The 23,900-nt window shown below is 60.0% G+C and carries 22 protein-coding genes and 1 pseudogene; 9 read left to right on the top strand and 14 right to left on the bottom strand.

Annotation, left to right across the window (positions count from 1 at the left end; genetic code table 11):
• Positions 1-89: 89 nt before the first annotated feature.
• From NL64_RS00360 to NL64_RS00350, 3 genes are all read right to left on the bottom strand, one after another.
• The gene (locus NL64_RS00360) at positions 90-956 is read right to left on the bottom strand and encodes a carboxylate/amino acid/amine transporter (protein WP_034146187.1); all 867 of its coding nucleotides are present in this window, start codon (positions 954-956) and stop codon (positions 90-92) included.
• Positions 957-1,278: 322 nt separating this feature from the next.
• Positions 1,279-1,878: an FMN-dependent NADH-azoreductase gene (locus NL64_RS00355; RefSeq protein WP_034146186.1), complete on the bottom strand. Its 600-nt coding sequence runs from the start codon at positions 1,876-1,878 to the stop codon at positions 1,279-1,281.
• Between the two features lie 150 nt (positions 1,879-2,028).
• Positions 2,029-2,343, bottom strand: coding sequence for a hypothetical protein (locus NL64_RS00350; RefSeq protein WP_034146185.1), 315 nt, complete (start codon positions 2,341-2,343; stop codon positions 2,029-2,031).
• Between the two features lie 50 nt (positions 2,344-2,393).
• Here NL64_RS00350 and NL64_RS00345 point away from each other — a divergent pair, with 50 nt between their 5' ends.
• The 5 genes and pseudogenes from NL64_RS00345 to aqpZ all read left to right on the top strand — a co-directional run bounded on the left by NL64_RS00345 (position 2,394) and on the right by aqpZ (position 7,496).
• Positions 2,394-3,317 carry a LysR family transcriptional regulator gene (locus tag NL64_RS00345; RefSeq protein WP_034146184.1) on the top strand — a complete coding sequence of 308 codons (924 nt, stop codon included), beginning with the start codon at positions 2,394-2,396 and terminating at the stop codon, positions 3,315-3,317.
• A 14-nt stretch (positions 3,318-3,331) separates the two neighbouring features.
• A pseudogene (locus NL64_RS00340) lies at positions 3,332-4,137 on the top strand (alpha/beta fold hydrolase).
• Positions 4,138-4,140: 3 nt separating this feature from the next.
• Positions 4,141-4,698: a peptidylprolyl isomerase gene (locus tag NL64_RS00335; protein ID WP_034146182.1), complete on the top strand. Its 558-nt coding sequence runs from the start codon at positions 4,141-4,143 to the stop codon at positions 4,696-4,698.
• Between the two features lie 93 nt (positions 4,699-4,791).
• Positions 4,792-6,624, top strand: coding sequence for an ABC transporter ATP-binding protein (locus NL64_RS00330; protein ID WP_034146181.1), 1,833 nt, complete (start codon positions 4,792-4,794; stop codon positions 6,622-6,624).
• A gap of 173 nt (positions 6,625-6,797) precedes the next feature.
• A complete protein-coding gene (gene aqpZ / locus NL64_RS00325) occupies positions 6,798-7,496 on the top strand; it encodes an aquaporin Z (RefSeq protein WP_034146180.1) in 699 nt (232 codons plus the stop codon).
• A gap of 11 nt (positions 7,497-7,507) precedes the next feature.
• On the opposite strand, the gene NL64_RS00320 is transcribed toward aqpZ, so the two are convergent.
• Positions 7,508-8,632, bottom strand: a complete 1,125-nt coding sequence (locus NL64_RS00320) for a GNAT family N-acetyltransferase (RefSeq protein WP_034146401.1) — start codon at positions 8,630-8,632, stop codon at positions 7,508-7,510.
• 285 nt (positions 8,633-8,917) lie between these two features.
• Between NL64_RS00320 and NL64_RS00315 the strand changes: the two genes are divergently transcribed.
• Positions 8,918-10,234 (top strand): putative porin, encoded by a 1,317-nt coding sequence (locus tag NL64_RS00315; RefSeq protein WP_034146179.1) that lies wholly within the window; start codon positions 8,918-8,920, stop codon positions 10,232-10,234.
• A gap of 133 nt (positions 10,235-10,367) precedes the next feature.
• On the opposite strand, the gene NL64_RS00310 is transcribed toward NL64_RS00315, so the two are convergent.
• From NL64_RS00310 to NL64_RS00270, 10 genes are all read right to left on the bottom strand, one after another.
• On the bottom strand, positions 10,368-11,420 hold the full coding sequence (locus NL64_RS00310) for an AI-2E family transporter (RefSeq protein WP_034146178.1): 1,053 nt from the start codon (positions 11,418-11,420) through the stop codon (positions 10,368-10,370).
• Positions 11,421-11,489: 69 nt separating this feature from the next.
• Entirely contained in the window at positions 11,490-12,296 is an 807-nt protein-coding gene (locus NL64_RS00305) for a DUF4892 domain-containing protein (RefSeq protein ID WP_034146177.1), read from the bottom strand.
• An 8-nt stretch (positions 12,297-12,304) separates the two neighbouring features.
• Positions 12,305-12,442 (bottom strand): hypothetical protein, encoded by a 138-nt coding sequence (locus NL64_RS29975; RefSeq protein WP_155292697.1) that lies wholly within the window; start codon positions 12,440-12,442, stop codon positions 12,305-12,307.
• A gap of 50 nt (positions 12,443-12,492) precedes the next feature.
• Positions 12,493-13,347 carry an alpha/beta hydrolase gene (locus NL64_RS00300; protein WP_034146176.1) on the bottom strand — a complete coding sequence of 285 codons (855 nt, stop codon included), beginning with the start codon at positions 13,345-13,347 and terminating at the stop codon, positions 12,493-12,495.
• Positions 13,344-14,150, bottom strand: a complete 807-nt coding sequence (locus tag NL64_RS00295) for an alpha/beta fold hydrolase (RefSeq protein ID WP_034146175.1) — start codon at positions 14,148-14,150, stop codon at positions 13,344-13,346. The genes NL64_RS00300 and NL64_RS00295 overlap by 4 nt, the downstream gene beginning before the upstream one ends.
• Positions 14,151-14,400: 250 nt before the next feature.
• Entirely contained in the window at positions 14,401-14,844 is a 444-nt protein-coding gene (locus NL64_RS00290) for a hotdog fold thioesterase (RefSeq protein ID WP_034146174.1), read from the bottom strand.
• A gap of 32 nt (positions 14,845-14,876) precedes the next feature.
• Entirely contained in the window at positions 14,877-16,532 is a 1,656-nt protein-coding gene (locus NL64_RS00285; RefSeq protein ID WP_034146173.1) for an AMP-binding protein, read from the bottom strand.
• 164 nt (positions 16,533-16,696) lie between these two features.
• Entirely contained in the window at positions 16,697-17,152 is a 456-nt protein-coding gene (gene sixA, locus NL64_RS00280) for a phosphohistidine phosphatase SixA (RefSeq protein WP_034146172.1), read from the bottom strand.
• Positions 17,149-17,496, bottom strand: coding sequence for a DUF4389 domain-containing protein (locus tag NL64_RS00275; RefSeq protein WP_034146171.1), 348 nt, complete (start codon positions 17,494-17,496; stop codon positions 17,149-17,151). Before NL64_RS00275 ends, sixA begins: the two co-directional genes overlap by 4 nt.
• A 30-nt stretch (positions 17,497-17,526) precedes the next feature.
• A complete protein-coding gene (locus tag NL64_RS00270; protein ID WP_034146170.1) occupies positions 17,527-18,552 on the bottom strand; it encodes an NAD(P)H-dependent glycerol-3-phosphate dehydrogenase in 1,026 nt (341 codons plus the stop codon).
• Positions 18,553-18,747: 195 nt separating this feature from the next.
• Between NL64_RS00270 and NL64_RS00265 the strand changes: the two genes are divergently transcribed.
• From NL64_RS00265 to NL64_RS00255, 3 genes are read left to right on the top strand one after another with little or no spacing between them, the layout of a single operon-like run.
• The gene (locus NL64_RS00265) at positions 18,748-20,871 is read left to right on the top strand and encodes a TonB-dependent receptor plug domain-containing protein (protein WP_034146169.1); all 2,124 of its coding nucleotides are present in this window, start codon (positions 18,748-18,750) and stop codon (positions 20,869-20,871) included.
• A gap of 1 nt (position 20,872) precedes the next feature.
• The gene (locus NL64_RS00260) at positions 20,873-21,805 is read left to right on the top strand and encodes an ABC transporter substrate-binding protein (RefSeq protein WP_034146168.1); all 933 of its coding nucleotides are present in this window, start codon (positions 20,873-20,875) and stop codon (positions 21,803-21,805) included.
• Positions 21,802-23,703: an ATP-binding protein gene (locus NL64_RS00255; protein ID WP_034146167.1), complete on the top strand. Its 1,902-nt coding sequence runs from the start codon at positions 21,802-21,804 to the stop codon at positions 23,701-23,703. Before NL64_RS00260 ends, NL64_RS00255 begins: the two co-directional genes overlap by 4 nt.
• Positions 23,704-23,900 lie beyond the last annotated feature (197 nt).

The raw sequence follows: 23,900 nt of genomic DNA, 5'->3' as shown, positions 1-23,900 counted from the left end.
GAGCGAGCCTGCTCGCGATGAGGTCATGTCAGTCGACGTAGATGTCGGCTGACATTCAGTCATCGCGAGCAGGCTCGCTCCTACAAGGTTTAGTGGACGGCCAAAGGCTTGCGTATACCCAACCGGCTGATCCACACCGCCATCAGAATCACGCTGCCGCCGAGCATCAAACGTCCCAGTTCCTCATGCTGATTCCAGATCAGCAGGTTGATCAGCAACCCCACCGGCACATGCAGGTTGTTCATCACCGCCAGCGTCCCGCCGTTGACCATGCACGCGCCTTTGTTCCACCAGTACAAACCGAGCGCGGTCGAGACCAGGCCGAGGAACAGCAGCACGCCCCATTGCAGCGGTGCTTCGGGCAGGAAGTTCGATTTGCCGAACAACAGGAACGCCGGCAGCGCCACCGCCAATGCGCCCAGGTAGAAATACCCGAAGCGTCGGTAATGCGGCAGATCGCTCGGATGACGAGCCACCAGGTGTTTGTAGAGCACCTGCCCGGCGGCGTACGTGAAGTTGGCCAGTTGCAGCAGCAGGAAACCCACGAAGAAGTCCGGGTTGATCCGGTCAAAACGAATCACCGCGGCCCCCGCTACCGCCACCAATGCTGCGATCAGTGCCCAGGGATTGAAGCGGCGGTTCAGCGCGTCTTCGATCAAGGTCACGTGCAGCGGCGTAAGGATGGTGAACAGGAGGACTTCCGGTACCGTCAACACGCGGAAGCTCAGGTACAGGCAGACGTAGGTCACGCCGAACTGCAACGCCCCGATCAGCAACATGCCGCGCATGAACGCAGGTTCCACCGAGCGCCAGCGGGTCAGCGGAATGAACACCAGACCGGCCAGCAACACGCGCACCAGCACAGCGAAGTAACTGTCGACATGACCGGCCAGGTATTCACCGATCAGACTGAAGGAAAACGCCTGGATCAGCGTGACAAAAAGTAGATAGCCCATGCTCGCCTCGTTTTGAATGGCGGCGAAGATAGCGGGTTTTGCCGGTGATCGCACCTTGTAGGAGCCGGCTTGCTGGCGATGGCGTTGTCTCATTCAACAATGATGTTTGCTGATGAACCGCTATCGCCAGCAAGCCGGCTCCTACAGAGGTATGCGCGAACCAACCAAAACGCAGGCAAAAAAAAGCCCGATCTCGCTAAAGCGTTCAATCGGGCGGCAGCACTCAGGAGCAACAAGTGCAAAGGGAGGTCGATGCGCGTACAGGCTTTAAGGGTTGCGCCAGGTCACTAGACCATCGAGCGATTATCTGGCGATTAACGGGTTAGGCCACTTGGGCCAGCTTGGCGTTCGCCTGGTTCAGGCCTTTCTCCTGGAAGTCGCCACCCAGGTTCATGCCTTCGGCGTGAATGAACGTCACGTCGTGGATGCCAATGAAACCCATGACCTGACGCAGGTAGGGTTCCTGGTGATCCGCAGTGCTACCGGCGTAGATTCCGCCGCGAGCCGTCAACACGTAAGCACGCTTGCCGCTGAGCAAACCTTGCGGACCGGTTTCGGTGTACTTGAAGGTCACGCCGGCACGCAGCACGTGGTCGAGCCAGGCTTTGAGGGTGCTCGGGATGGCGAAGTTGTACATCGGTGCAGCCATGACCAACACGTCGGCGGCGAGCAATTCGTCGGTCAGTTGGTTAGAGCGCTCCAGGGAAATCTGTTCGATGTCGCTGCGCTGTTCAGCAGGCTTCATCCAGCCACCCAGCAGGTTGATGTCCAGATGCGGCACCGGGTTGACGGCCAGGTCACGAACGGTGATCTGGTCGTTCGGGTGTGCAGCTTGCCATTGGCTGATGAAGGTCTGGGTCAGTTGACGGGAAACCGAGTCTTGCTGACGGGCACTGCTTTCGATGATCAGAACGCGGGACATGGGATGTAGCCTCCATCTGAGAATGCTGTAAGTCGATGGAGTGAAGGTTAAACAGAGCTGTATCGATGAAAAAGCGCAAATAACTGCTATAACCGATCAATTAATTCGTTTATAAGCGGAGCATGGCCGTCAGGTTTGCTCCGTTTGATTTTATTTCGGGGTGCAGCTCAGCTCGATACGCAGCTTGATGATGTTGCGGCTGAATTTGGCGGTGGCGTTTTTGTATTTGCCGGCCGGTACATCGATCTTTCGGGTTCGTGGTGCTTCGGGGCCATTGCTGAAAACCGCCTTGCAGCTCGCATCGACATCGCCATAGTTGGCCACTCGAATGGAGCCGATATCGTTATCGGTGTCGAAGGTTTCGTAATCGATCTTCAGGCCGTTGAGGTCTTTTTTTACATCGATCGGGTACGCCATCGCCGTCAGAGGCAGCAGCGCCAGTAACACAAAATAGAATTTTTTCATTCAGCAGTCTCCAAAAAGGACTGCGCAGCTTAGGACAAGAGGAGCTCAACATGAAAGCGCCCCGCGTGACCCTTGATCAATGGCGAACGTTGCAGGCCGTGGTCGATCACGGTGGTTTCGCCCAGGCCGCCGAAGCGCTGCACCGCTCGCAATCGTCCGTCAGCTACACCGTGGCGCGCATGCAGGACCAACTCGGCGTGCCATTGCTGCGCATCGATGGCCGCAAAGCGGTGCTCACTGAAGCCGGTGGCGTGCTGTTGCGCCGTTCCCGGCAACTGGTGAAACAGGCCAGTCAGCTGGAAGACCTGGCCCACCACATGGAACAAGGTTGGGAAGCCGAAGTGCGATTGGTGGTCGATGCCGCTTACCCGAGCGCCCGCCTCGTCCGCGCCTTGACCGCGTTCATGCCACAAAGCCGTGGCTGCCGGGTGCGGTTGCGCGAAGAGGTGTTGTCGGGGGTAGAGGAAGTGCTGCTCGAAGGCGTGGCCGACCTGGCGATTACCGGATTCAGCATTCCCGGTTACCTGGGCGCAGAACTGAGCGACGTTGAATTCGTTGCGGTCGCCCACCCCGATCATCCGTTGCATCGACTGAACCGCGAGCTTAACTTTCAGGATCTGGAAAGCCAGATGCAAGTGGTGATCCGCGACTCTGGTCGCCAGCAACCACGGGACGTCGGCTGGCTCGGCGCCGAACAACGCTGGACCGTCGGTAGCCTGGCCACCGCCGCGACTTTCGTCAGCAGCGGCCTGGGGTTTGCCTGGCTGCCAAGGCACATGATCGAACGGGAACTCAAGGAAGGCACGCTCAAGCTGCTACCGTTGGACCAGGGCGGCAGTCGTAATCCGAGCTTTTACCTGTATTCGAACAAGGACAAACCGCTCGGCCCGGCAACGCAGATTCTGATCGAGCTGCTGCGCACGTTCGACACCGCACCACTGGACGCACCGTTCGCCGCCCCTGAACAAGCCTGACATGGAGGTAACGCATGGCCTATTTCGAACACGATGGTTGCAACCTGCACTATGAGGAATACGGCCACGGCACGCCGTTGCTGCTGGTCCACGGACTAGGGTCCAGCACCCTGGACTGGGAAAAACAGATCCCCGCACTCGCCGCCCGCTACCGGGTGATCGTCCCGGACGTGCGCGGCCATGGTCGCTCCGACAAACCCCGCGAGCGCTACAGCATCGCGGGATTCAGCGCCGACCTGGTGGCGCTGATCGAGCATTTGAACCTCGGCCCGACACATTATGTCGGGCTTTCCATGGGCGGCATGATCGGCTTCCAACTGGCTGTGGATCAGCCGCAACTGCTCAAAAGCCTGTGCATCGTCAACAGCGCGCCCGAGGTCAAATTGCGCAGCCGCGACGACTATTGGCAGTGGTTTAAACGCTGGAGCCTGATGCGAGTCTTGAGTCTACGGACCATCGGCAAGGCCTTGGGCGGCAAGTTGTTCCCCAAGCCCGAGCAGGCAGATTTGCGACAAAAGATGGCCGAACGCTGGGCAAAAAACGACAAACATGCTTATCTCGCCAGCTTCGATGCCATTGTGGGTTGGGGTGTTCAGGAACGACTGTCGAAGGTGTCCTGTCCAACCCTCATCGTCAGCGCCGACCGTGACTACACGCCGGTCGCGCTGAAGGAGAACTACGTAAAACTGCTGCCCGACGCGCGGCTGGTAGTGATCGCCGATTCGCGTCACGCTACCCCGCTGGACCAGCCCGAACACTTCAACCAGACGCTGCTCGAATTTCTCACCGCAGTCGACACCACCACACTCAGGATCACTGACCCATGCTGAAAAAAATCGCCCTCGCTGCTGGCTCCGTTCTGTTTGCCGCCAACCTGATGGCGGCAACGCCTGCCAAGGCGCCGCATGTTCTGCTGGAAACCACCAACGGCCAGATCGAAATCGAGCTGGACCCGGTCAAGGCGCCGATCAGTACCAAGAACTTCCTTGAGTACGTCGACAGCGGCTTCTACAACAACACGATTTTCCACCGTGTGATTCCGGGCTTCATGGTCCAGGGCGGCGGTTTCACCCAACAAATGTCGCAGAAAGAAACCAAGGCCCCGATCAAGAACGAGCACAACAACGGACTGGTCAACGTTCGTGGCACCTTGTCCATGGCGCGCACTTCTGATCCTCATTCGGCCACCAGCCAGTTCTTCATTAACGTCAAGGACAACGACTTCCTCGACAGCGGTGACGGTTATGCCGTGTTCGGCAAAGTGGTCAAAGGCATGGACGTGGTCGACATCATCGTCAATTCGCCAACCACCACCCGTGGTGGCATGAAAGACGTGCCGGCCGACCCGGTGTTCATCAAGTCGGCCAAGCGCATCGACTGAGACTAAGCTGGACAAGGACGTCCGAGCGGTTGCCGGTACAGCCGGCGACGCTCAAACCGTTAAAAGGAGAGCCCGTACGCGGGCAAAAAACCGATGCTTTATCGCCGTTTTGAAAAACTGATCGACATATTTCGCGACGCCCCGACAGCCGCTCCGCCGGATCGGGTTCTGCCCTTCTATACCTATTACCTCAAGCAGGTTTGGCCGAGCTTTGCGGCCCTGCTGATTGTCGGCCTGTTCGGCGCCTTGATCGAAGTGGCGTTGTTCAGTTACCTGAGCCGCATCATCGACTTGGCCCAAGGCACGCCCAATGCCGATTTCTTCAAGGAACACGGCCTCGAACTGACCTGGATGGTGGTGGTTGCGCTGGTCCTGCGTCCGGTGTTCGTTGGCTTGCATGACTTGCTGGTGCACCAGACCCTGAGCCCGAGCATGACCAGCCTGATCCGCTGGCAAAACCACAGTTACGTGCTCAAGCAGAGCCTGAATTTTTTCCAGAACGACTTCGCCGGGCGCATCGCCCAACGCATCATGCAAACCGGCAACTCGTTGCGCGATTCGGCGGTGCAAGCGGTCGACGCTTTGTGGCACGTGCTGATCTACGCGATCAGTGCGCTGGTGCTGTTCGCCGAAGCCGACTGGCGCCTGATGATTCCGTTGCTGACCTGGATAGTGGCATTCATCAGCGCCCTGTATTTCTTCGTGCCAAGGGTCAAGGAACGTTCGGTCGTGTCTTCCGATGCGCGCTCGAAACTTATGGGACGGATCGTCGATGGCTACACCAACATCACCACCCTGAAACTGTTCGCCCATACCAATTTCGAGCAGCAATACGCCCGCGAAGCGATCAAGGAACAGACCGAAAAAGCCCAACTGGCCGGCCGCGTGGTCACCAGCATGGATGTGGTCATCACCAGCATGAACGGTTTGCTGATTGTCGGCACCACAGGCCTGGCCTTGTGGCTGTGGACGCAGTCGCTGATCACCGTGGGCGCCATCGCCCTGGCCACCGGGCTGGTGATCCGCATCGTCAACATGTCCGGCTGGATCATGTGGGTGGTCACCGGCATCTTCGAAAACATCGGCATGGTTCAGGACGGTTTGCAGAGCATTTCGCAGCCAGTCAGCGTAACCGACCGCGACCAGGCCAAACCATTGGCCGTTGCCCGTGGCGAGGTGCGTTTCGACAACGTGGACTTCCACTACGGCAAGCAGAGCGGGATCATCGGAGGCCTCAACCTGACCATCAAACCCGGTGAAAAAATCGGCCTGATCGGTCCGTCCGGTGCCGGCAAGTCAACCCTGGTGAATCTGCTGTTGCGCCTCTACGACGTGGAAGGCGGGAAGATTCTCATCGATGGCCAGAACATCGCCGACGTCAGCCAGGAAAGCCTGCGCGAACGTATCGGCATGATCACCCAGGACACTTCCCTGCTGCATCGTTCGATCCGCGACAATCTGCTTTACGGCAAGCCCGACGCCACCGATGCGGAACTCTGGGAGGCGGTGCACAAGGCCCGGGCCGACGGGTTCATCCCCTCGTTGTCGGACGCCGAAGGCCGCATCGGTTTCGATGCCCACGTCGGTGAGCGCGGCGTGAAGCTCTCCGGCGGTCAACGCCAGCGCATCGCCATCGCCCGCGTGCTGCTCAAGGACGCGCCGATCCTGATCATGGACGAGGCCACGTCGGCACTGGATTCGGAGGTCGAAGCGGCCATCCAGGAAAGCCTCGAAACCCTGATGCAGGGCAAAACCGTGATCGCCATCGCCCACCGGCTCTCGACCATCGCCCGGATGGACCGCTTGGTGGTGCTGGAGAACGGCAAGATCGCCGAGACCGGCAGCCACGCAGAATTGTTGGCCCACGGCGGTTTGTACGCGCGGTTATGGGCGCACCAGACGGGTGGGTTTGTCGGAATCGATTAAGCCTTCAACCCGGTAAAAAACCGCCACGCCCACTACCACGGGCGCTGGCGGTTTTTTTATGTCCACTGGAACTTTAGAAAAACAGTGCTGTACTCACCCAAGGTTCTGGAGGTGGTTCTGCAGTCCATCTGCTGGATGCACAAGGCAGCAAAATCTCGAAAGGACACTCTCTCATGTCTCTGTTCAAACGTTCGGCTACTGAGTTGGTAGGCACCTTCTGGCTGGTGTTGGGTGGTTGCGGCAGTGCGGTGCTGGCCGCTGCGTTTCCGGATGTCGGAATCGGTTTGCTGGGGGTATCCCTGGCGTTTGGCTTGACGGTGCTGACCATGGCGTTCGCCATTGGCCACATATCCGGTTGTCACCTCAATCCGGCGGTATCGCTGGGGCTGGTGGTCGGCGGACGGTTTCCGGCCAGCGAACTGCCGGCCTACATCATCGCCCAGGTCATTGGCGGGGTGATTGCAGCCGGTCTGCTGTACTTCATTGCCAGTGGCAAACCTGGTTTTGAACTGGCGTCGGGCCTGGCGTCCAACGGCTACGGCGAACACTCGCCTGGCGGCTATTCGATGGCGGCGGGGTTTGTTTGTGAGCTGGTGATGACCGCCATGTTCATCCTGATCATCCTCGGCGCCACCGACAAACGTGCACCAGCAGGGCTTGCGCCAATCGCCATCGGCCTGGCATTGACCCTGATCCACCTGATCTCGATTCCGGTCACCAATACCTCGGTCAACCCGGCACGCAGCACCGGCCCGGCGCTGATCGTGGGTGGTTGGGCGATCCAGCAATTGTGGATGTTCTGGGTCGCGCCGCTAATCGGCGCGGTAGTCGGAGGTGTGCTGTATCGCTGGCTGGGCAAAGAAGAGATCTGACCCCCTGAGGATTAGCCTTGCCGATAAGGCAAGGCAGTCTTCGCCTCGTCTGCGTAGGCCAATACGCCGATCCGCTCTTGTTGCAAAAAATCCTTCACGGCCGCTTTCAAACCCGGATGGCGCAAGTAGTGCCAGGAATGTGTGATGACTGGCTCGAACCCGCGAATCAGCTTGTGCTCACCCTGGGCGCCAGCATCAAAACGCTGAAAGCCATTGGCAATGGCGTAGTCCATGCCTTGATAGAAACACGTCTCGAAGTGCAGGCGATCGAACTCCGCCAGACAACCCCAGTAACGCCCGTAAAAACTGTCGCCCCCAACCAGGCTGAACGCCATTGCCACCGGTCGTGAACCTTGCTTGGCCAGCACCACGCGAATGGACTGCGGCATGCGCTCGGCCAACAGGCTGAAAAATGCTCGCGTCAGATAGGGTCGTTGCCGACGCACCGCGTAGGTGTTGGCGTAGCAGGCGTAGACAAAATCCCACAGCGACTCGGTTAATTCCCGGCCTTCAAGCCATTCAAAATCGATCCCCTGCCCCGCCACCTGTTCGCGCTCCTTGCGCATCTGCTTGCGTTTGCGCGAGCTCAGGGCATCGAGAAAGTCTTGAAAGTCACGATAGCCGCGGTTCTGCCAGTGGTACTGACAGCCGATGCGTTGCAACCAGCCGGGCTGCTCGGCCAACGCGGCGTCGGTGAATGGATCAGTGAAATTGATGTGGGCGCTGGAGAGTTGTTCGATCTCGAGATAGCCCGGTAGGCTGTTCAACAACTCGAACCCGTCCTCCACGTTCGCCGCCAACAAACGCGGTCCGCTGACCGGGCTGAACGGTACCGCGGTCAATAACTTGGGGTAGTAATCAATGCCGGCTCGTTCGCAGGCGTCAGCCCAGGCGTGATCGAACACGTACTCGCCGTAGGAATGCCATTTGCGGTAACTGGGCAATGCGGCGATCAGCCGGTCGCCTTCAACGTGCAGCAAATGCTCGGGTTGCCAGCCGGAATGGGGGCCGACGCTGCCGCTGTCTTCCAGCGCCCCCAGAAACCCGTGACTCAGAAATGGCTGAGTCTTGGGCACCAAGGCGTCCCACTTTTGCGGGGAGATTTCCGACAGACTTTGCAGACGTTGCAACGGCATCACCATCCTCACTCATTCATGGCGTGAAAGCCCCGCGAGTATCGCCTATCGCCATGCATTGCACATGAAAAATCCGATGACAGCGCTCTAGATCAACCGTTCGCGACGAATATGTATCGTCATCGACATGCCATCACATTGCCACTGCACTGTAATAAACCATCGCGATACTGGCGCCTGTTTTTAGAGCGCCGGGCTATAAGGCCGGCCACTGTTTTCCGTCCTTTCAACGGTCGGTTGTGTCCTGGATGGCTCAGTCATCCACTCTCATCTTCGGAGATTGATATGCGTCTTGCTTCCACGAAAACTGCGGCAGCCCTTTGCGGTGGCTTGCTGCTGGCCATGAGTGTTCCTGCCAGCGCCGCAGTCGACGCCAAACTGCTCGACATGCTTAAAGCTAACGGCTCGATTACCAACGCGCAGTACGCCGAACTGCAAGCCGAGCTGGCCAGGGATCAGAAAGACCAGCAAATCGCCCGTCAGGCTCAACAAGAGACCAACGAGCAGATCGCAGCCACTGCGAAGAAAACCAATGAACTGAGCACCTTCGACCAGAAACTGGCGTGGGCTGCCAAGACCCAATTCAAGGGTGATGTGCGTTTCCGTCAGGAAACCGTCCATAACGATGGCGTTTCCAACAATAAAGACCAGGATCGTCAGCGCATTCGCGCCCGCCTGGGTGCCTACAGCGAAATCAACCCGCAAGTCGACACCGGCATCCGTATCGCCACCGGCAACAACGACGACCCCCGCTCCACCAACCAGAGTCTGGACAACTACTTCGACAAGAAGCAGATCTGGCTGGACCAGGGTTACGTCGACTACCACCCCGATGCCATCAAGTACCTGCACATCGTTGGCGGCAAGATGCCACAGCAATGGGTAAACATGGGCGACGTCATCTGGGATAGCGACATCAGCCCGGAAGGTCTGTCGCTGTCTTACAAATACCCACTGGGTGCCAGCACCGAACTGTTCGGTAGCGCCGGCCACTACACCCTCAAGGACAACGTCGACGGCGACGGTGTGCAGTTCAAGCACGATCTGCGCCTGTACGCTGGCCAGTTGGGCGCGCGCTTCGCCCTCACCGACAACCTGAAACTGACCCTGGGTGGCAGCGTCTACGGCTACGACAATGATGACGACATCACCCCGGTTGCCGGCGTTATCCCAGGACAGCTGGCGATCAACGGCAACAGCCCGGGCGAACAGTTCAAGCTGTACGAAGGCTTTGGTCAACTCGACATCGGCGGCCTGCCAATGCCGCTCTCGCTGTACGGTCAGTACGTCAACAACCAGGATGCCAGTAACGATCAGGACACTGCCTGGCTGGCCGGCGTGAAGACCAAGTTCTATGGCATCGCCGTGGACTACAACTACCGCGATGTGCAGCGTAACTCCGTAGTGGGCGCCTTCACCGACTCCGACTTCGCCAACGGTTTCACCGGCTCACGCGGCAGCAAGTTGAAAGTGAGTTACGAGCTGGACAAGAACTTCGCCCTTGGCGCGACGTACTTCATGGCCAACTCGGACTACACCAACGCCACCCTCAAGGATTCGGACATCAACACCCTGCAACTGGATGCTGAAGCGAAGTTCTGATTCCCGCTACACGACTCGGGCAAGGAAGCCCGAGCCGCCTTTACAGCCTGGCGTTGGTCTGACGGTCCCCATCATCCGTCCGCCAGATCGACGCGAGTCTGTGCTCCCCTCGCCTGAGTAACCTCTCCTGAAATCAGCGGCGATCTTCTGCCCGCGCGTGGCTCTTGCTCCAGTCGGTCAGCAAGCTGTAGGCCACCGCCAGTAACGTCGGACCGATGAACAGGCCGATGAAGCCGAACGCGATCAATCCGCCAAACACACCCAGCAACACGATCACCAGCGGCAGGTTGCCGCCGCGACTGATCAGGTACGGCTTGAGCACGTTGTCCACGCCACTGATGATGAAGGTGCCCCAGATCCCGAGGAATACCGCCATTCCGTAATCACCTTTCCATATCAGCCACGCGGTGGACGGAATCCATACCAGCGGCGGGCCCATGGGGATCAGGCTGAGCAGGAAGGTCACGATGCCGAGTACCAAGGCCCCCGGTACCCCGGCAATCAGGAATCCGATCAGTGCCAGCACCGCTTGGGCTGCCGCCGTGCCGATCACCCCGTTCACCACCCGCTGCACCGTGCCCGCCACCAGTTCGATGTAATACCCGGCCCGCTTGCCGATCAGGCGCTCCAGCAAGCCATGGACAAATGCCGCCAGGCGAGGCCCGTCGCGGTAGAAAAAGAACACGAAGACAATGCTCAGGGTCAGTTCGAGAATGCCGCCGCCGATCTGCGCACTGCGCGCCAGCAACCAGTTACCCACCTGCCCCAGGTAAGGTTTGAGCGACACCATCATCGCCGCGCCCTGCTGGTCGATGCTGTCCCAGATGCCCAACAGACGCCCGCCCACGAAGGGAATATTGCCCAGCCAGGTCGGCGCTTCCGGCAAGCCATCGACCTGCACATCCTTGATGAATGCCACGGCATCCCGCACATGGTCCGCCAGGTTGAATCCCAGCCACACTAACGGCACCGCCACCAGCAACATCCAGCCCACGGTCAGCAACGCTGCCGCCAGCGACTCGCGGCCATTGAGCCAACGGGTCAGCAGACGCATCAACGGCCAACTGGCAAACGCCAGTACCGCCCCCCAGAACAATGCAGACCAGAACGGCGCCATCACCCAGAAGCTCGCGCCAAACAGCACCAGGAGCAGGATCTGCACCAACAGCCGATCGTTATTGATCATCCCAGTCTCAAAAATAGTCAGTTCGCAAAAGAATAGGCGAACGCGCAGAACGCGTTCACCTGATACAGCTTATCGCAGCAGCTGGAAATGCAGGCCAGAGCCTTCGGCGCTGCCGGCTTCCATGCGAGCGGCGCGCACGCCCTGCCCGATCAACGCCTGACGCCAGGCTTCGGCATTGGCCCCGGAAATACTGACCCGCAAGGTTGCGTCCAGGTTCAGGCCACGGGAGATCAAGCGCAGCCAGGTGTCATCCGGTGCATCGGTCAGTTTGGGGAAATCGAGTTCGCCGGTGCTTTTGAGCTCGCGCAGCAAGGTTGCGGAGGTCGGCAACAAATCGCCCAGCGGTGCGCTGGCTTCGAACTGTTCGACGTGCAGATAGGCTTTGCGATTGCCGCGCGTGATGCTGTACAGCGCTACCAACGTGTTGTCGCGGGGTGCAGCGAGGCGCAATAGCAAATACGCCTGCTCATTGTCGGAGCCATACAACTTGGCGTTACCGAACACCTCGTTGGCCCACAGGCTGCTTTCACCGCAATCACGGGCCTGGCACCAGAACAGCAGCTGCGCGTCCTGCTTCTGCAGGGCTTCGCGGGCGGCGGTGAATGCATCGGTTGCAGAATGCTCCGGGGGCAATTCGTAGGTCACCGAGGTGGCGTTGCCGCGGGCGCTGACCTGACCGTCGAAGCGCAACTGGCCGCTGATCTTGCGGATCGAACCGAGCGGGTAGATCCGCTCAAGCTCAACCGGCGGGCGATAGTCGACGATCTGCGCATCGGCCATGCGCGGCACGATCGGCAAGTCCTGACTGCCCGGAACATCGGCGGCAAATAAAAGAGGACTGAAAGTACACAGCGCCAGCAGAGTGAGGGAACGCATCGATACACTCATCGGATCAGCATGGCCTGGGCACCCTTGAGGACATCGGTGCGTTTGAAAACCAGCAACCCGGGGTAGATTTTGAGGAAGTCCGCGGACCTGTGTTCCTTTCGGTCGTAACTTGCAGCGGTGTAGAGATCTATCATGGTTGTCTCCCATTTCAACCCGCCCAGCCTCGACAGTTGCCCGGCGCAAGTCAAGGAACGGCGAAGAACCGATTGAAACAGTCTGCGACAAGATCGGCACCGGCCTCGTCATTCAGGTGTAAATGATGGCCACCCGGCAGCTGTTCACGGCTAAAGGGTAGACGCTCCAGCAGCTCGGGATGCTTGGCAAGCATGCCGTCGGCAGCCACCACCAGTTTTGCAGGACAACTGATGCGCTGGACGAAGGCCATGGCCTGTTCGGTGGTAAGACGCAGCGGCGACGGCAGCGTGAGGCGGCTGTCGGTGCGCCAGGTGTAGCCGCCCGGCACCGGCATCAAGCCACGCTGAGCCAGCAGTTCGGCCGCTTCGCGACTGACCGCCACCATACCTTTCATGCGCGCTTCGATGGCGCGATCGAGGGTGTGGTAGACCGGTTTGCGTTTTTCCCGCAGATCCAGCTGCGCTTGCAGGGCCATGCCCATGCGCTCGGCAGCATTTTCGCCTTTGTCTGTAGGAGGAATGACGCCGTCGATCAACGCCAGATGGGTCACCCGCTCCGGCAGCGACCCGGCGATGATCAACGAAGCAATCGCGCCCATTGAGTGCCCCAACAGGGCAAAGCGCTTCAACCCAAGCTGCTCGGCGACTTGCAGCACATCGTGGGCGTAGTCCCACATGGCGTAACCGGCACCGGCCGGGCGATGCCCGGAGTGACCGTGGCCGGCCATGTCCAGGGCGATGATGCGCAAGCCTTTAAGCTTCGGCGCGAGTCGGGCAAAGCTGTTGGCGTTGTCCAGCCAGCCATGCAGGGCGATCACCGGTAAACCGTCTTCGGGGCCGAACAGGTGCGCCGCCAGCTCAATGTGCGGCAGGCTCAGGCGGACCTCTTCGACGACGTTGCTCATGCGCAATCCTGTTGGCCGCGACCGTCCCAGCGGCTGAAAAGGTTCTTCAGCAGCGTGGCGGTGTCCTGCGGACGTTCGAGGGGAAACATGTGGCCACCGGGCATGCTCAGGGACTCGCCTTGCGGCATGCGCCCGACCGAACTGGCGTGATGCCGCATCACCACCTTGCTCTTGTGCCCGCGAACCACCGCCAGTGGCACCTTCAATTGCCGCGTACGGCCCGGGCTGGTGTGCGGCACCCCACGGTAGATGCTGATTTCCGTGGCCGGATCGAAACGCAGGCGCAGCTTGTCGCCGACCTTGTGCAAACCATGTTGCAGGTAGGCGTCGAAGCACTCTGGATCGAAGCTGCGAAACAGGGTTTTGCCAGCGAAATAGCGGCGGGCGCTGTCGAGGTCGGCGAATTCTTCCCGTCGCCCCAATGTGCGACCAGCCGGGGTCAGGCGATCAATGAAACCGAAACGCTTGGCCGCACGGATGACCCACTGATCGGTCCGGGTCAGCACCGGCGAATCGAGCATTACCACCCCGCGATACAGCTCGGGGCATCGCAACGCCGCGTGCAGGTGCAATACGCCGCCGAACGAATGGCCGACGCCCCACACCGGTTCCGGCTGTTGTTCGAGGTGATGGATCAGCTCATCCACCAGGTTGTACCAATTGTCGTCCGCCGGGAAACGCGGGTCATGGGCGTGCTGCTCCAGATGCGTCACCTGATACTCGGGCGCCAGCGCCGCGAACAACTTGCCGTAGGTGCCCGAAGGAAACCCGTTGGCGTGGGCGAAAAATATCTGTTGCGACATACCGGTGATCCATCAACGAAAACAAAGCCCGATTGTCCGCAAGACCGCGTTCTTGAGCAATGACCGTAACTGACAGGAATGATGACAGTCCGGCCATGTCCATGGACCACTGCACCTGTGGCGAGCGAGCTCGCTCGCGTCCGACTGCGCAGCAGTCGTCAATCCGTCGGTTCTGGTTGTGGGCCGCTTCGCGACCCAGCGGGAGCAAGCTCCCTCGCCACGGGGGAATTCATTTGCCGTGAAACTTCATTCAACGCGCCGGCGGGTTCTCACCCAGCGGCACCACTGCCATGGTCAACCGCGACACGCAACTGGCCTTGCCTTCATCGCTGGTCAAGCGAATGTCCCAGACGTGGGTCGTGCGGCCGATGTGAATCGGTCTGGCCACCGCCGTCACCCGCCCGCTGCGCAGGCCGCGCAAATGGTTGGCGTTGATTTCCAGGCCCACGCAGTAAAATTTGCTGGCGTCGATGCACAGGTAACTGGCCATGGAGCCGACGCTTTCCGCCAGCACCACCGAGGCACCGCCGTGCAGCAAACCGTACGGCTGATGGGTGCGATGGTCGATGACCATGCTCGCGGTCAGCGACTCTTCATCAAAGGCTTCGAAGCGAATATCCAGCACTTCGCCGATGGTGTTTTTCTGGATCGCGTTCAACTGTTCAATGTTGGGAGTGGTGCGCCACAGACTCATCGCAAATATTCCTTGTTGGTTTTATTCGTGACTCAATCCTGCCACAGCACCGCCTCGCTGCGCTCGCTCCATTCTTCGAAGCGGGCACCGTAGGCGGCTTCGATCACATTGCGCTTGATCTTCAGGGTCGGCGTGAGGAAACCGTTTTCCACCGCCCAGCTGTCCTTGACCACCACCAGACGGCGCAAGCGTTCGTGTTTATCGAGGGCGCCGTTGACCTCTTCGAGCAGTTTTTCCAGGCTCGAATGCAATCCTGCACGCGCCTCCTGTTGCCCGACCGCCGAGAGTACGCACAGGCCCAGCGGCGCAAGCAAACCATCGCCGACCACGCACACCTGTTCGATGCGCGAATGCACCGCCAGGCGATTTTCGATGGGTGCCGGGGCGACGTATTTGCCCTTGCTGGTCTTGAAGATTTCCTTCAGCCGCCCGGTCAGGCGCAGGTTGCCCTCGGCGTCTTCCTCGCCCTTGTCGCCGGTGCGCAGGAAGCCGTCCTCGGTGATGGTGTCGGCGGTTTTCTGCGGTTCCTTGAAATACCCGAGCATGGTCGCACCACTGCGCACCAACACCTCGCCCGACTCGTCAATCCGTACTTCGACCTCCGGGCAAGGCTTGCCGATCCAGCCCGGTTTGTTCTGGCCCGGTAGGCAAATGTGCGAGTAGCCGCAGCTCTCGGTCATGCCGTAGACCTCCAGCACATCCAGACCGAGCTTGCGATACCACAGCAGCAACGTCTGCGGCACCGGTGCGGCGCCGGACAGCGCCACGCGCAAAGCGTCGAGCCCCAGCCCGGCAAGGACTTTGTGCCCTACCCGCTTGCCGATGATGGGCAGCCCGAGCAGGAAGTCGAGGCGCTTTGCCGGGATCTTGCTGTAGACGCCCATCTGGAATTTGGTCCAGATCCGCGGTACGCCAAACAAAGCAGTCGGTCGCGCGCGTTTCAAGTCGGTCAAAAAAGTATCGAGGCTCTCGGCAAAGAACACGGTTTGCCCGGTGTAGATCGACGCCAGTTCGACGAACATCCGCTCGGCAACATGACACAGCGGCAGGTACGACAGCAGTCGGTCCGACTCATTGAGGCCAAACAATTGCGTGCCGCGGGTGGTGGCAAACCCCAGGTTGCCGAAGCTGTGCATCACGCCTTTGGGCATGCCGGTGGTGCCGGAGGTGTAGATGATGGTCGCCAGTTGATCGGCGCCGGGTTTCGGATCGTCCTGGATCGGCGAACTCGTTTGCAGGTCGGCCCAGCTGTAATCAAAAGTACCCGGCGGATGCAGCGGCAGGCTGATGGTCGGCAACTCCGCGCTAACCCCAAGGGACATGCTCGGCCAGTCGTCGAGTTTGCCGATGAACACCAGGGCCGCTTCCGAATGCCCAAGCACTTGGGCCACCGATTCGGCGGTGAGATTGGGATAGAGCGGCACGGAGACATGCCCGGCCATCCAGATCGCCAGATCGGCAATGATCCAGTGGGCACAGTTTTTGGAAATGAGGGCGATGTGGCTGCCTTGGGGCAATTCCCGCGCACGCAGCCAATGCGCAGCGCAACGGGCTTGATGGCCGACGTCGGCCCAGGTCAGGGTCTCGACTTCCCCGCCGCCGATGGGCTGGACCAGAAAGCGCTGGCGTGGATGACGGGCTTCCCGCTCGTAGAAGACGTCCAGCGGCAAACGAAAAGCAGCAGACATGCGACTCGCTCCTTATTTTTGTTCTGGAGCAAGCGTAGTCAACCAAGCAAGTGCTTGGTTATTTATTTGTAAGTAAAAATAAGATCAACAGATCGCAGCCTTTGGCAGCTCCTACAGGTGGATGCGAACCCTGTAGGAGCTGCCGAAGGCTGCGATCTTTGCTTTTATGGATGCTTGATGCTGTCGAGCTTCATTGACCCGACCAGCAGTTCATCACCTTTGAGCTCCGCCAGTCCGGCGGTACTGACCCGCTCCGGCGGATGGCCGGCGCCATGTTGCAGGTAGCTCAGAAGATTCCCCACCAGCGGGTTGTGACTGACCAGCAGCACATCGCTCACCGCGACCATCTGCTCGGCCACCTTGTCCGGATCGGTGTCCGGAGTGAGCCATTCGACGGTGCGGATTTCCGGCTCGAAACCCAACGCTTCGCGCACCAGCTGCGCCGTTTGCTGTGCCCGCAGGTACGGGCTGGCATAGATGGCCGTCAGCGGTTGTCCGATCAACTTTGCGGCGCTGCTCAGCACTTCTTTTCGACCGTGCTCCGTCAGCTCCCGCTCGGAATCGTGGGGACGGGAGCCGTGTGGTACGGCTTCACCATGACGCAATACCCAGAGTTTCATAGCTTGGGTTCCTCATCTCGGGCCGGATGCGGGGCTGGCGGCACGGTGTGCGGCGCTTCACCTTCCGGCGTACGCGGCGTTGGCCAATCGGCGAACGGCCAGGGTTTCTGGTCGCTGTGAAAACTGCCGAAACGACCGATCTGCGCCAGAAACTGGCTGAGACTGTCGCCGAAATTCATCAGGCTGGCGCTCGGCGCGCCATAAATCAAACGATAGATCAACTGCAACAGCACCACAGCGCCAAGGATGAACTGCGCCACTTGCCAGACCAGCACGAACACGATCATCCACAGCACCCGCAGCAGGATGGATTCGTATTTGGCTTCTACTTTTTGATCGCTCATGTCTTGCTCCGTTCCAGATAAGTAGAGGGCTCAGTTGAAACCGCTGGTGGAAATGAAATCGACATCGGTTTTCGGCTCGCCCCGCATCAGCAGGCCGATCACCTGCTCCAGCGTGCGCCCTTCGAACAGAATCGCGTGCAGCCCGGCGACCAGCGGCATATACACGCCGACTTCCTGAGACTTGGCCTTGAGCACCTTGAGGGTGTTCACGCCTTCGGCGACTTCACCCAGGCGATTGACCGCCTCGTCCAGGCTCAGGCCTTGGCCGAGGGCGAACCCGACCTGATAGTTGCGGCTTTTCGGCGAGGAGCAGGTGACGATCAAATCACCCACGCCCGCCAGGCCGAGGAACGTCATCGGGTTGGCACCCTGATTGACCGCAAAGCGGGTCATTTCCGCCAGCGCCCGAGTGATCAACATGCTCTTGGTGTTTTCGCCCATCTCCAGCGCCACGGCCATGCCGGCGATGATCGCGTAGACGTTTTTCAGCGCACCGCCCAACTCCACGCCGAAACGGTCGGCGCTGGCGTACACACGAAAGGTGCGACCGTGCAGCACTGCCTGGACCTGCTCACAGAGCTCTTCGTCTTCACTGGCGACCACCGTCGCCGTCAGCGCATGCTCGGCGATCTCACGCGCCAGGTTTGGCCCGGACAACACGCCGATGCGCGCCTGCGGGGCGATCTCTTCGAGGATTTGGCTCATCAGTTTGAAGGTATGGGCTTCAATGCCTTTGGTCAGGCTCACCAACATTTTGCCGCTCAGAAGTTCGGCATGCGGGGCCAGCACCGAGCGCAACGCGCTGGAGGGTAGCGCGACGAAACTCAGGTCGCAGGTTTCCAGAGTCGCTTGCAGATCGGTGACCGGCGTCACACCCGGCAGAATTTTGATGCCTTTGAGGTAGCGCGGGTTCTCGCGATTGACCCGAATGGCCTCGGCCTGTTCGGGATCACGCATCCACTGCAGGACCTGATGCCCGTTTTCGGCCAGCAGGTTTGCCACGGCGGTACCAAAACTTCCGCCTCCCAGGACCGCAATCGGGCGCTGTTCAGTCATATGTAATCCGTTAATCCATAGCAGTGGCGATGTCGGCATTATACGGAGCGGCCCAGTGGCGGCCAGCCCCCGCGTCAATTAGCGGCGTATTAGTAAACAAGCACCATAAAACCTGGGAAAACGCAGAGATCGTGACTGGAAAAGTCACCGCGCTCGGTTAACATGCGCGCCACCAATCGTTAACAAGGATGTGTTGTGTCTCTGGCTGCTCCGTCACCCCGATCGCCTTTGGTACTGGCGCTGGTCTTCAGTTCGCCGTTGCTGGCCGATGACTTGTTCCTCGACAGCGAACCGCTGCCGCAGGTGCTGACGGCCACGCGCCTGAAGCAGTCGCCGGCCGCCGTGCCGGGAAGCATGACGGTGATCGACAGCGCCCTGATCAACGCCAGCGGTGCGCGGGACATCAGCGAAGTGTTGCGACTGGTGCCGGGCATGATGGTTGGCAACATTACCGGCAATCAGGCGGCGGTGAACTATCACGGCACCGATGCCACACAAGCGCGGCGCATGCAGGTGTTGATCGATGGCCGCTCGGTGTACCGCGCCGGCCTGGCCACGGTGGACTGGAGCGACATTCCGGTGGCCATGGAAGACATCGAGCGCATCGAAGTTTTCCGTGGCCCGAATACCGTCAGCTACGGCGCCAATGCGCTGATGGCGGTGGTCAATGTCATCACCCGCCACCCGGCCGAAACCCACGGCACGCGGATGAAAGTCACCCGCGGCCAGCGTGGCATCAACGACTTCTACGCCAGCCAGGGTGTCGGCTGGGATGACGGCGACTTGCGCCTGTCGCTATCCGGCCAGCAAGACGACGGCTTCGACACCGACCGAACAGGCGCTGATTACCATGACAGTCGTCGCCTCAAGCGCTTCAATCTCGCCGTCAGCCAGAGCCTCGACGAACGGCAAAGCCTCGATTGGCAATTGAATGCCAAGGACGGCACCAACCAGCGGCCCTATACCTACCGGCCGGTGTTCCCGGGGATTACCCGCGCGGGCGACGACGCCGACGTTAACGCCAAGGACTACGCCGGGTTATTGCGCTGGAATCTGGACATCAATCCTGACCACAGCCTTTATATCCAGGGTTCGGCCCAACATTGGGATCGCCAGCAAACATGGCGCGCCTGCGACGCCGAAGTTTCGTTCAGCCCGCAACTGACCGAACTCTGGCAAATGAACCCGAACTACACCGAACGTCTGGCCCGCAACATCACGCGTTTCACCGGTCCTGGTGCACCGGCCGGCACCCCCGCCGAGCAGTCGCTGGCCAATCAGGTGCTCGATCAATGGCGTGACGGCGCAAGTCAGACCGTGTGCGGCGACATCGACCAGAGCACCCGGGAAACGCGCTACGATCTTGAGGTGCAGGACACCCTGAGCCTGTCCGATAGCCTGCGGCTGGTCAGCGGCATGAACTATCGTTACGACCGGGCAGATTCCGAGACTTACTTCAATGGCACGCTTGATGACACCACCTGGCGGACCTTCGGCCAACTCGAGTGGCGCGCCACCGAACACTGGCTGCTGCAGGGCGGAGCCATGTATGAAGACACGCAGTTGATCGGCAGCTCGCTGACCCCGCGGGTCGCGATCAATTACCTGATCAACCCGCGCCACGGGTTGCGGGCGGTGTACTCGGAAGCCATCCGTTCGCCGGACATGTTCGAGAACAGCGTCAACTGGAGTTACCGGGTCACCAAGTTGCAGCCCGCCGCCTATGGTCAGTCCAGTGCCCGCTATTTCGTCAGGACCCGTGGCCCCGGCGATCTCGATCAAGAACACATGCGTTCCCGGGAACTGGGCTACAACGGCTACTTTGCCGAGGTGGGACTGGCGGTCGATGTGAAGCTGTTCTACGACGAAATCACCGGCATGGTCAGCGAGCCGCTGCGCAACAATCAGTTCATCGCCAGTAACAGCAACACCGCACGCTTTTCCGGCGCGGAAACCCAACTTGACTGGCGAGTCGGCAGTACAGACCGGTTGCGCCTGACCTATGCCTACGTCGATGCCGACGCGAGCAATCCGCAGGATGCGCAACAGACTGCGCGCAACAGCGGCTCCGCCGGTTGGATGCGCGACTGGGGTCAGGGCTGGAACAGCGCACTCTTCTATTATGGGGACGACGCGCTCAACGGTTACCGTTTCGAACGGGTCGACACTCGCATCGCCAAACGCATTCGCCTGGGCAAGGCCAACCTGGAACTGGCTGGCGTGCTCCAGCAACGCCTGGACAATCAGCCCACCACCTTCGTCGACAACAACTACGACGAGCGTCGAGTGATGTATTTCAGCGCGGAGCTGGCGTTTTAAGATGCGACACAGTCCGCCACGCAAGCCGCCAACCTTTGGCCATCTGCTGGCCATGCTGTGCCTGTTGGTCAGCGGATGGCTGGCGAGCGTGACCACCAACGCCGCGGACATTTTGCTGACCGGCGTCGAAGACAGCGCCGGCGTGCAATCTTTCACCGAGGCGCTGCGCGAGTTGCGACCCGCTGATCGCGTGCGCTTCCGGCCACTGGCCGATATGCCGCTGCCAGGCAAACTGCCCGGCGATACCCGTTTGATTTTGCTCGACCTGCCGAGCCTCGACTGGCGCCTGCAAGACGCCCAGGGCCCGGCGACGCTGGTATTGCGCCTCAGCCGCCTGCAAGCACGAGAACACCTGGGCGAAGCACTGCCCCCGCACCTCAGCTTGCTCTGGAGCGATCCACCTCTGGACCGCCAATTGCGTCTGATCCGAATCCTCCTGCCCCAGGCCAGACGGATCGGCGTGCTGTACGACCGCCACAGCGAGTTCCTCTTGAAGGATTTACGCCTGGCCGCCCGGCCGCTGGGTCTTGAGTTGGTCACCGAGCGCTGGGACAACACCCACGACAGCCGTCCATTACAGACGTTGCTGAAAAACAGCGATGTGCTGCTGGGCCTCGATGACCCCGATCTGTACAACTCGAAAACCGCGAAGAATTTGCTACTGAGCAGCTATTCCCGACAACTGGCGCTGATCGGCCCCAATGCCGGGTTCGTCAGGGCTGGAAGCTTGGCCAGCACCTACAGCGATCAGAGCGATTGGCTGGCGATTCTCGACAAGCTGCTCGACCAGCCACCGGCCTCTTGGCCACGGGCGCATTACCCGCCGCTCTTCAAAGTCTCAAGCAACCCGCAAGTGGCTCGTTCATTAGGTATGGAACAGATAGACGAAGCGTCTGTCGCAACCCTGTTGGCTGAAGGAGAACGCCGCCCATGACCTTCCGTCGCCGTTGGGATATCAACACCCGGACCCAGCTCATCAGTCTGGGCCCGGCCTTGCTGTTGACGTTGTTGCTGATCAGCTTCTTCACCTTCGTGCGGATCCAGGATCTGCGCCAGGAGCTCAACCACACCGGCCAGTTGATCGCCAACCAACTGGCTCCGGCCACCGAGTACGGGGTGATTTCGGGCAATAACGAGGTGCTTGAAAGTCTGCTCAAGGCCACGCTGGCCACCCCCAACGTGCGGTTTCTGGAGATTCAGGACAGCGCCAACCGGATTCTCGTGTACGTCGAGCAACCGTCGACAAACCACAATCGTCCCCATCAGGTGGAAGTGTTCCAGGCGCCCGTGCGCTTGCAACGGATCCCGTTGCACAATGACTTTTTTCAGGACAGCAAGACCGCCACCACTGCCCTCGCCGAAGATTACCTGGGCCGGGTGATCGTCGGCCTGTCCAACGATGCATTCAGCCAGCGCCAGCAGGAGATCCTGCTCAAGGCCGGCATTCTGGCGCTATTCGCCCTGCTGTTTACCTTCCTGCTCGCACGACGCCTGGCGGGAAGCCTGTCGCAGCCGATCCGCGACATCGGCAACGCGGTCAAGGCGATCCAGGAAGGCGACTACAAAACACCTTTGCCCATCGTCGACGACACCGAATTGGGCGCACTGTCACAACACATCAACAACCTCGCCAGCGGACTCGAACAGGCCAGCCGTGAGCAGCATCAGGCCATGGCGCAACTGATCCAGACCCGCGAAGAAGCGGAAAAGGCCAACAACGCCAAGTCCGACTTCCTCGCCATGATGAGCCACGAACTGCGCACGCCAATGAACGGCGTGCTGGGCATGCTGCAGTTGCTGGAAACCACTGACATGACCGAGGAACAAGTGGAGTACGCGGCGCTGGCCTCGGAGTCCACTGAACACCTGCTTAAAGTCATCAACGACATTCTGGATTTCTCGCGTATCGAACGTTCGGAACTGGAGCTGGAACACATTCCGTTCAACCTCGCGGACCTGATTGGCAGTTGCGCCCAGTCATTCCAGCACAGCGCCGCACAGCGCGGACTGGATCTGCAATTGCTGATCCCCGAGGACATGCGTGCGTTGCAGGTTCAGGGCGATCCGACGAGGATTCGGCAGATTCTGGTCAACCTGGTCGGCAATGCACTGAAGTTCACCGAGCAGGGTCGCGTTTCCATCGAACCGCAGTGGCAATCGCTGGATCACGAATTGTTGTGGTTCACTTGCACCGTGCGCGACAGCGGGATCGGGATTCCGGCCGAAAGCCTGGAACTGATGTTCAACGCGTTCCAGCAGGCCGATAGCTCCATTTCAAGGCGTTACGGTGGCACCGGCCTGGGCCTGCCGATTGCCCGCACACTTGCCGAACGCATGGGCGGCACCTTGCGCGCCCAGAGCGAAGAAGGTCGAGGCTCGGTGTTCACTCTGGAAATCCCGCTGGCGCTCCATCAGCAGCCGTTGCCGGTGCTGACACCCCGCGCGCATAGCGGCAACGGTGATGGTGAAGGGCGCAATGTGTTGCTGGTCGAGGACAACCCGGTCAACCAGACCGTCATTGAGGCAATGTTGCGCAGTCTGGGCTTTACTGTCAGCGTCGCTGTTGATGGCGCGCAGGCCGTGCGCAGTGCCGAGAGTCTGATTTTCGAAGCGATCCTGATGGACTGCCGACTGCCAATCATCGACGGCTACGAGGCCACTCGACTGATCCGCCAACTGCCCGGCTGCACCGACTTGCCGATCATCGCCCTGACCGCCAATGCCTTGCAGGGCGATCGCGAAGCCTGCTTGTCGGCGGGAATGAACGATTACCTGGCCAAGCCTTTCAAACGCAATGATCTGCAGCAAATTCTGCAACGCTGGGTGCAGTAGTACAGGCCTTTCGAGCATCTGCGACTGGCGTGAAAGGCGAAAGTGCGGCAGTCTTAGGCACCCGAACAGGCCCGAAAAGGGGCTTGAATAAAAATTTCAGTGCACAAGTGTACATTCATGTCCTTGGTGCTGTGACTTTCACCACAACGCAATAGTCTATGAGTAGGCTGCCGGTTCGAGGCATGAACGCTTCGATC

The organism is Pseudomonas fluorescens, assembly GCF_000802965.1.
GTDB classification, from domain to species: Bacteria; Pseudomonadota; Gammaproteobacteria; order Pseudomonadales; family Pseudomonadaceae; genus Aquipseudomonas; species Aquipseudomonas fluorescens_A.
The sequence above is the reverse complement of the archived record's forward strand: the minus strand, read 5'-3'. Positions and strand labels throughout refer to the sequence as shown.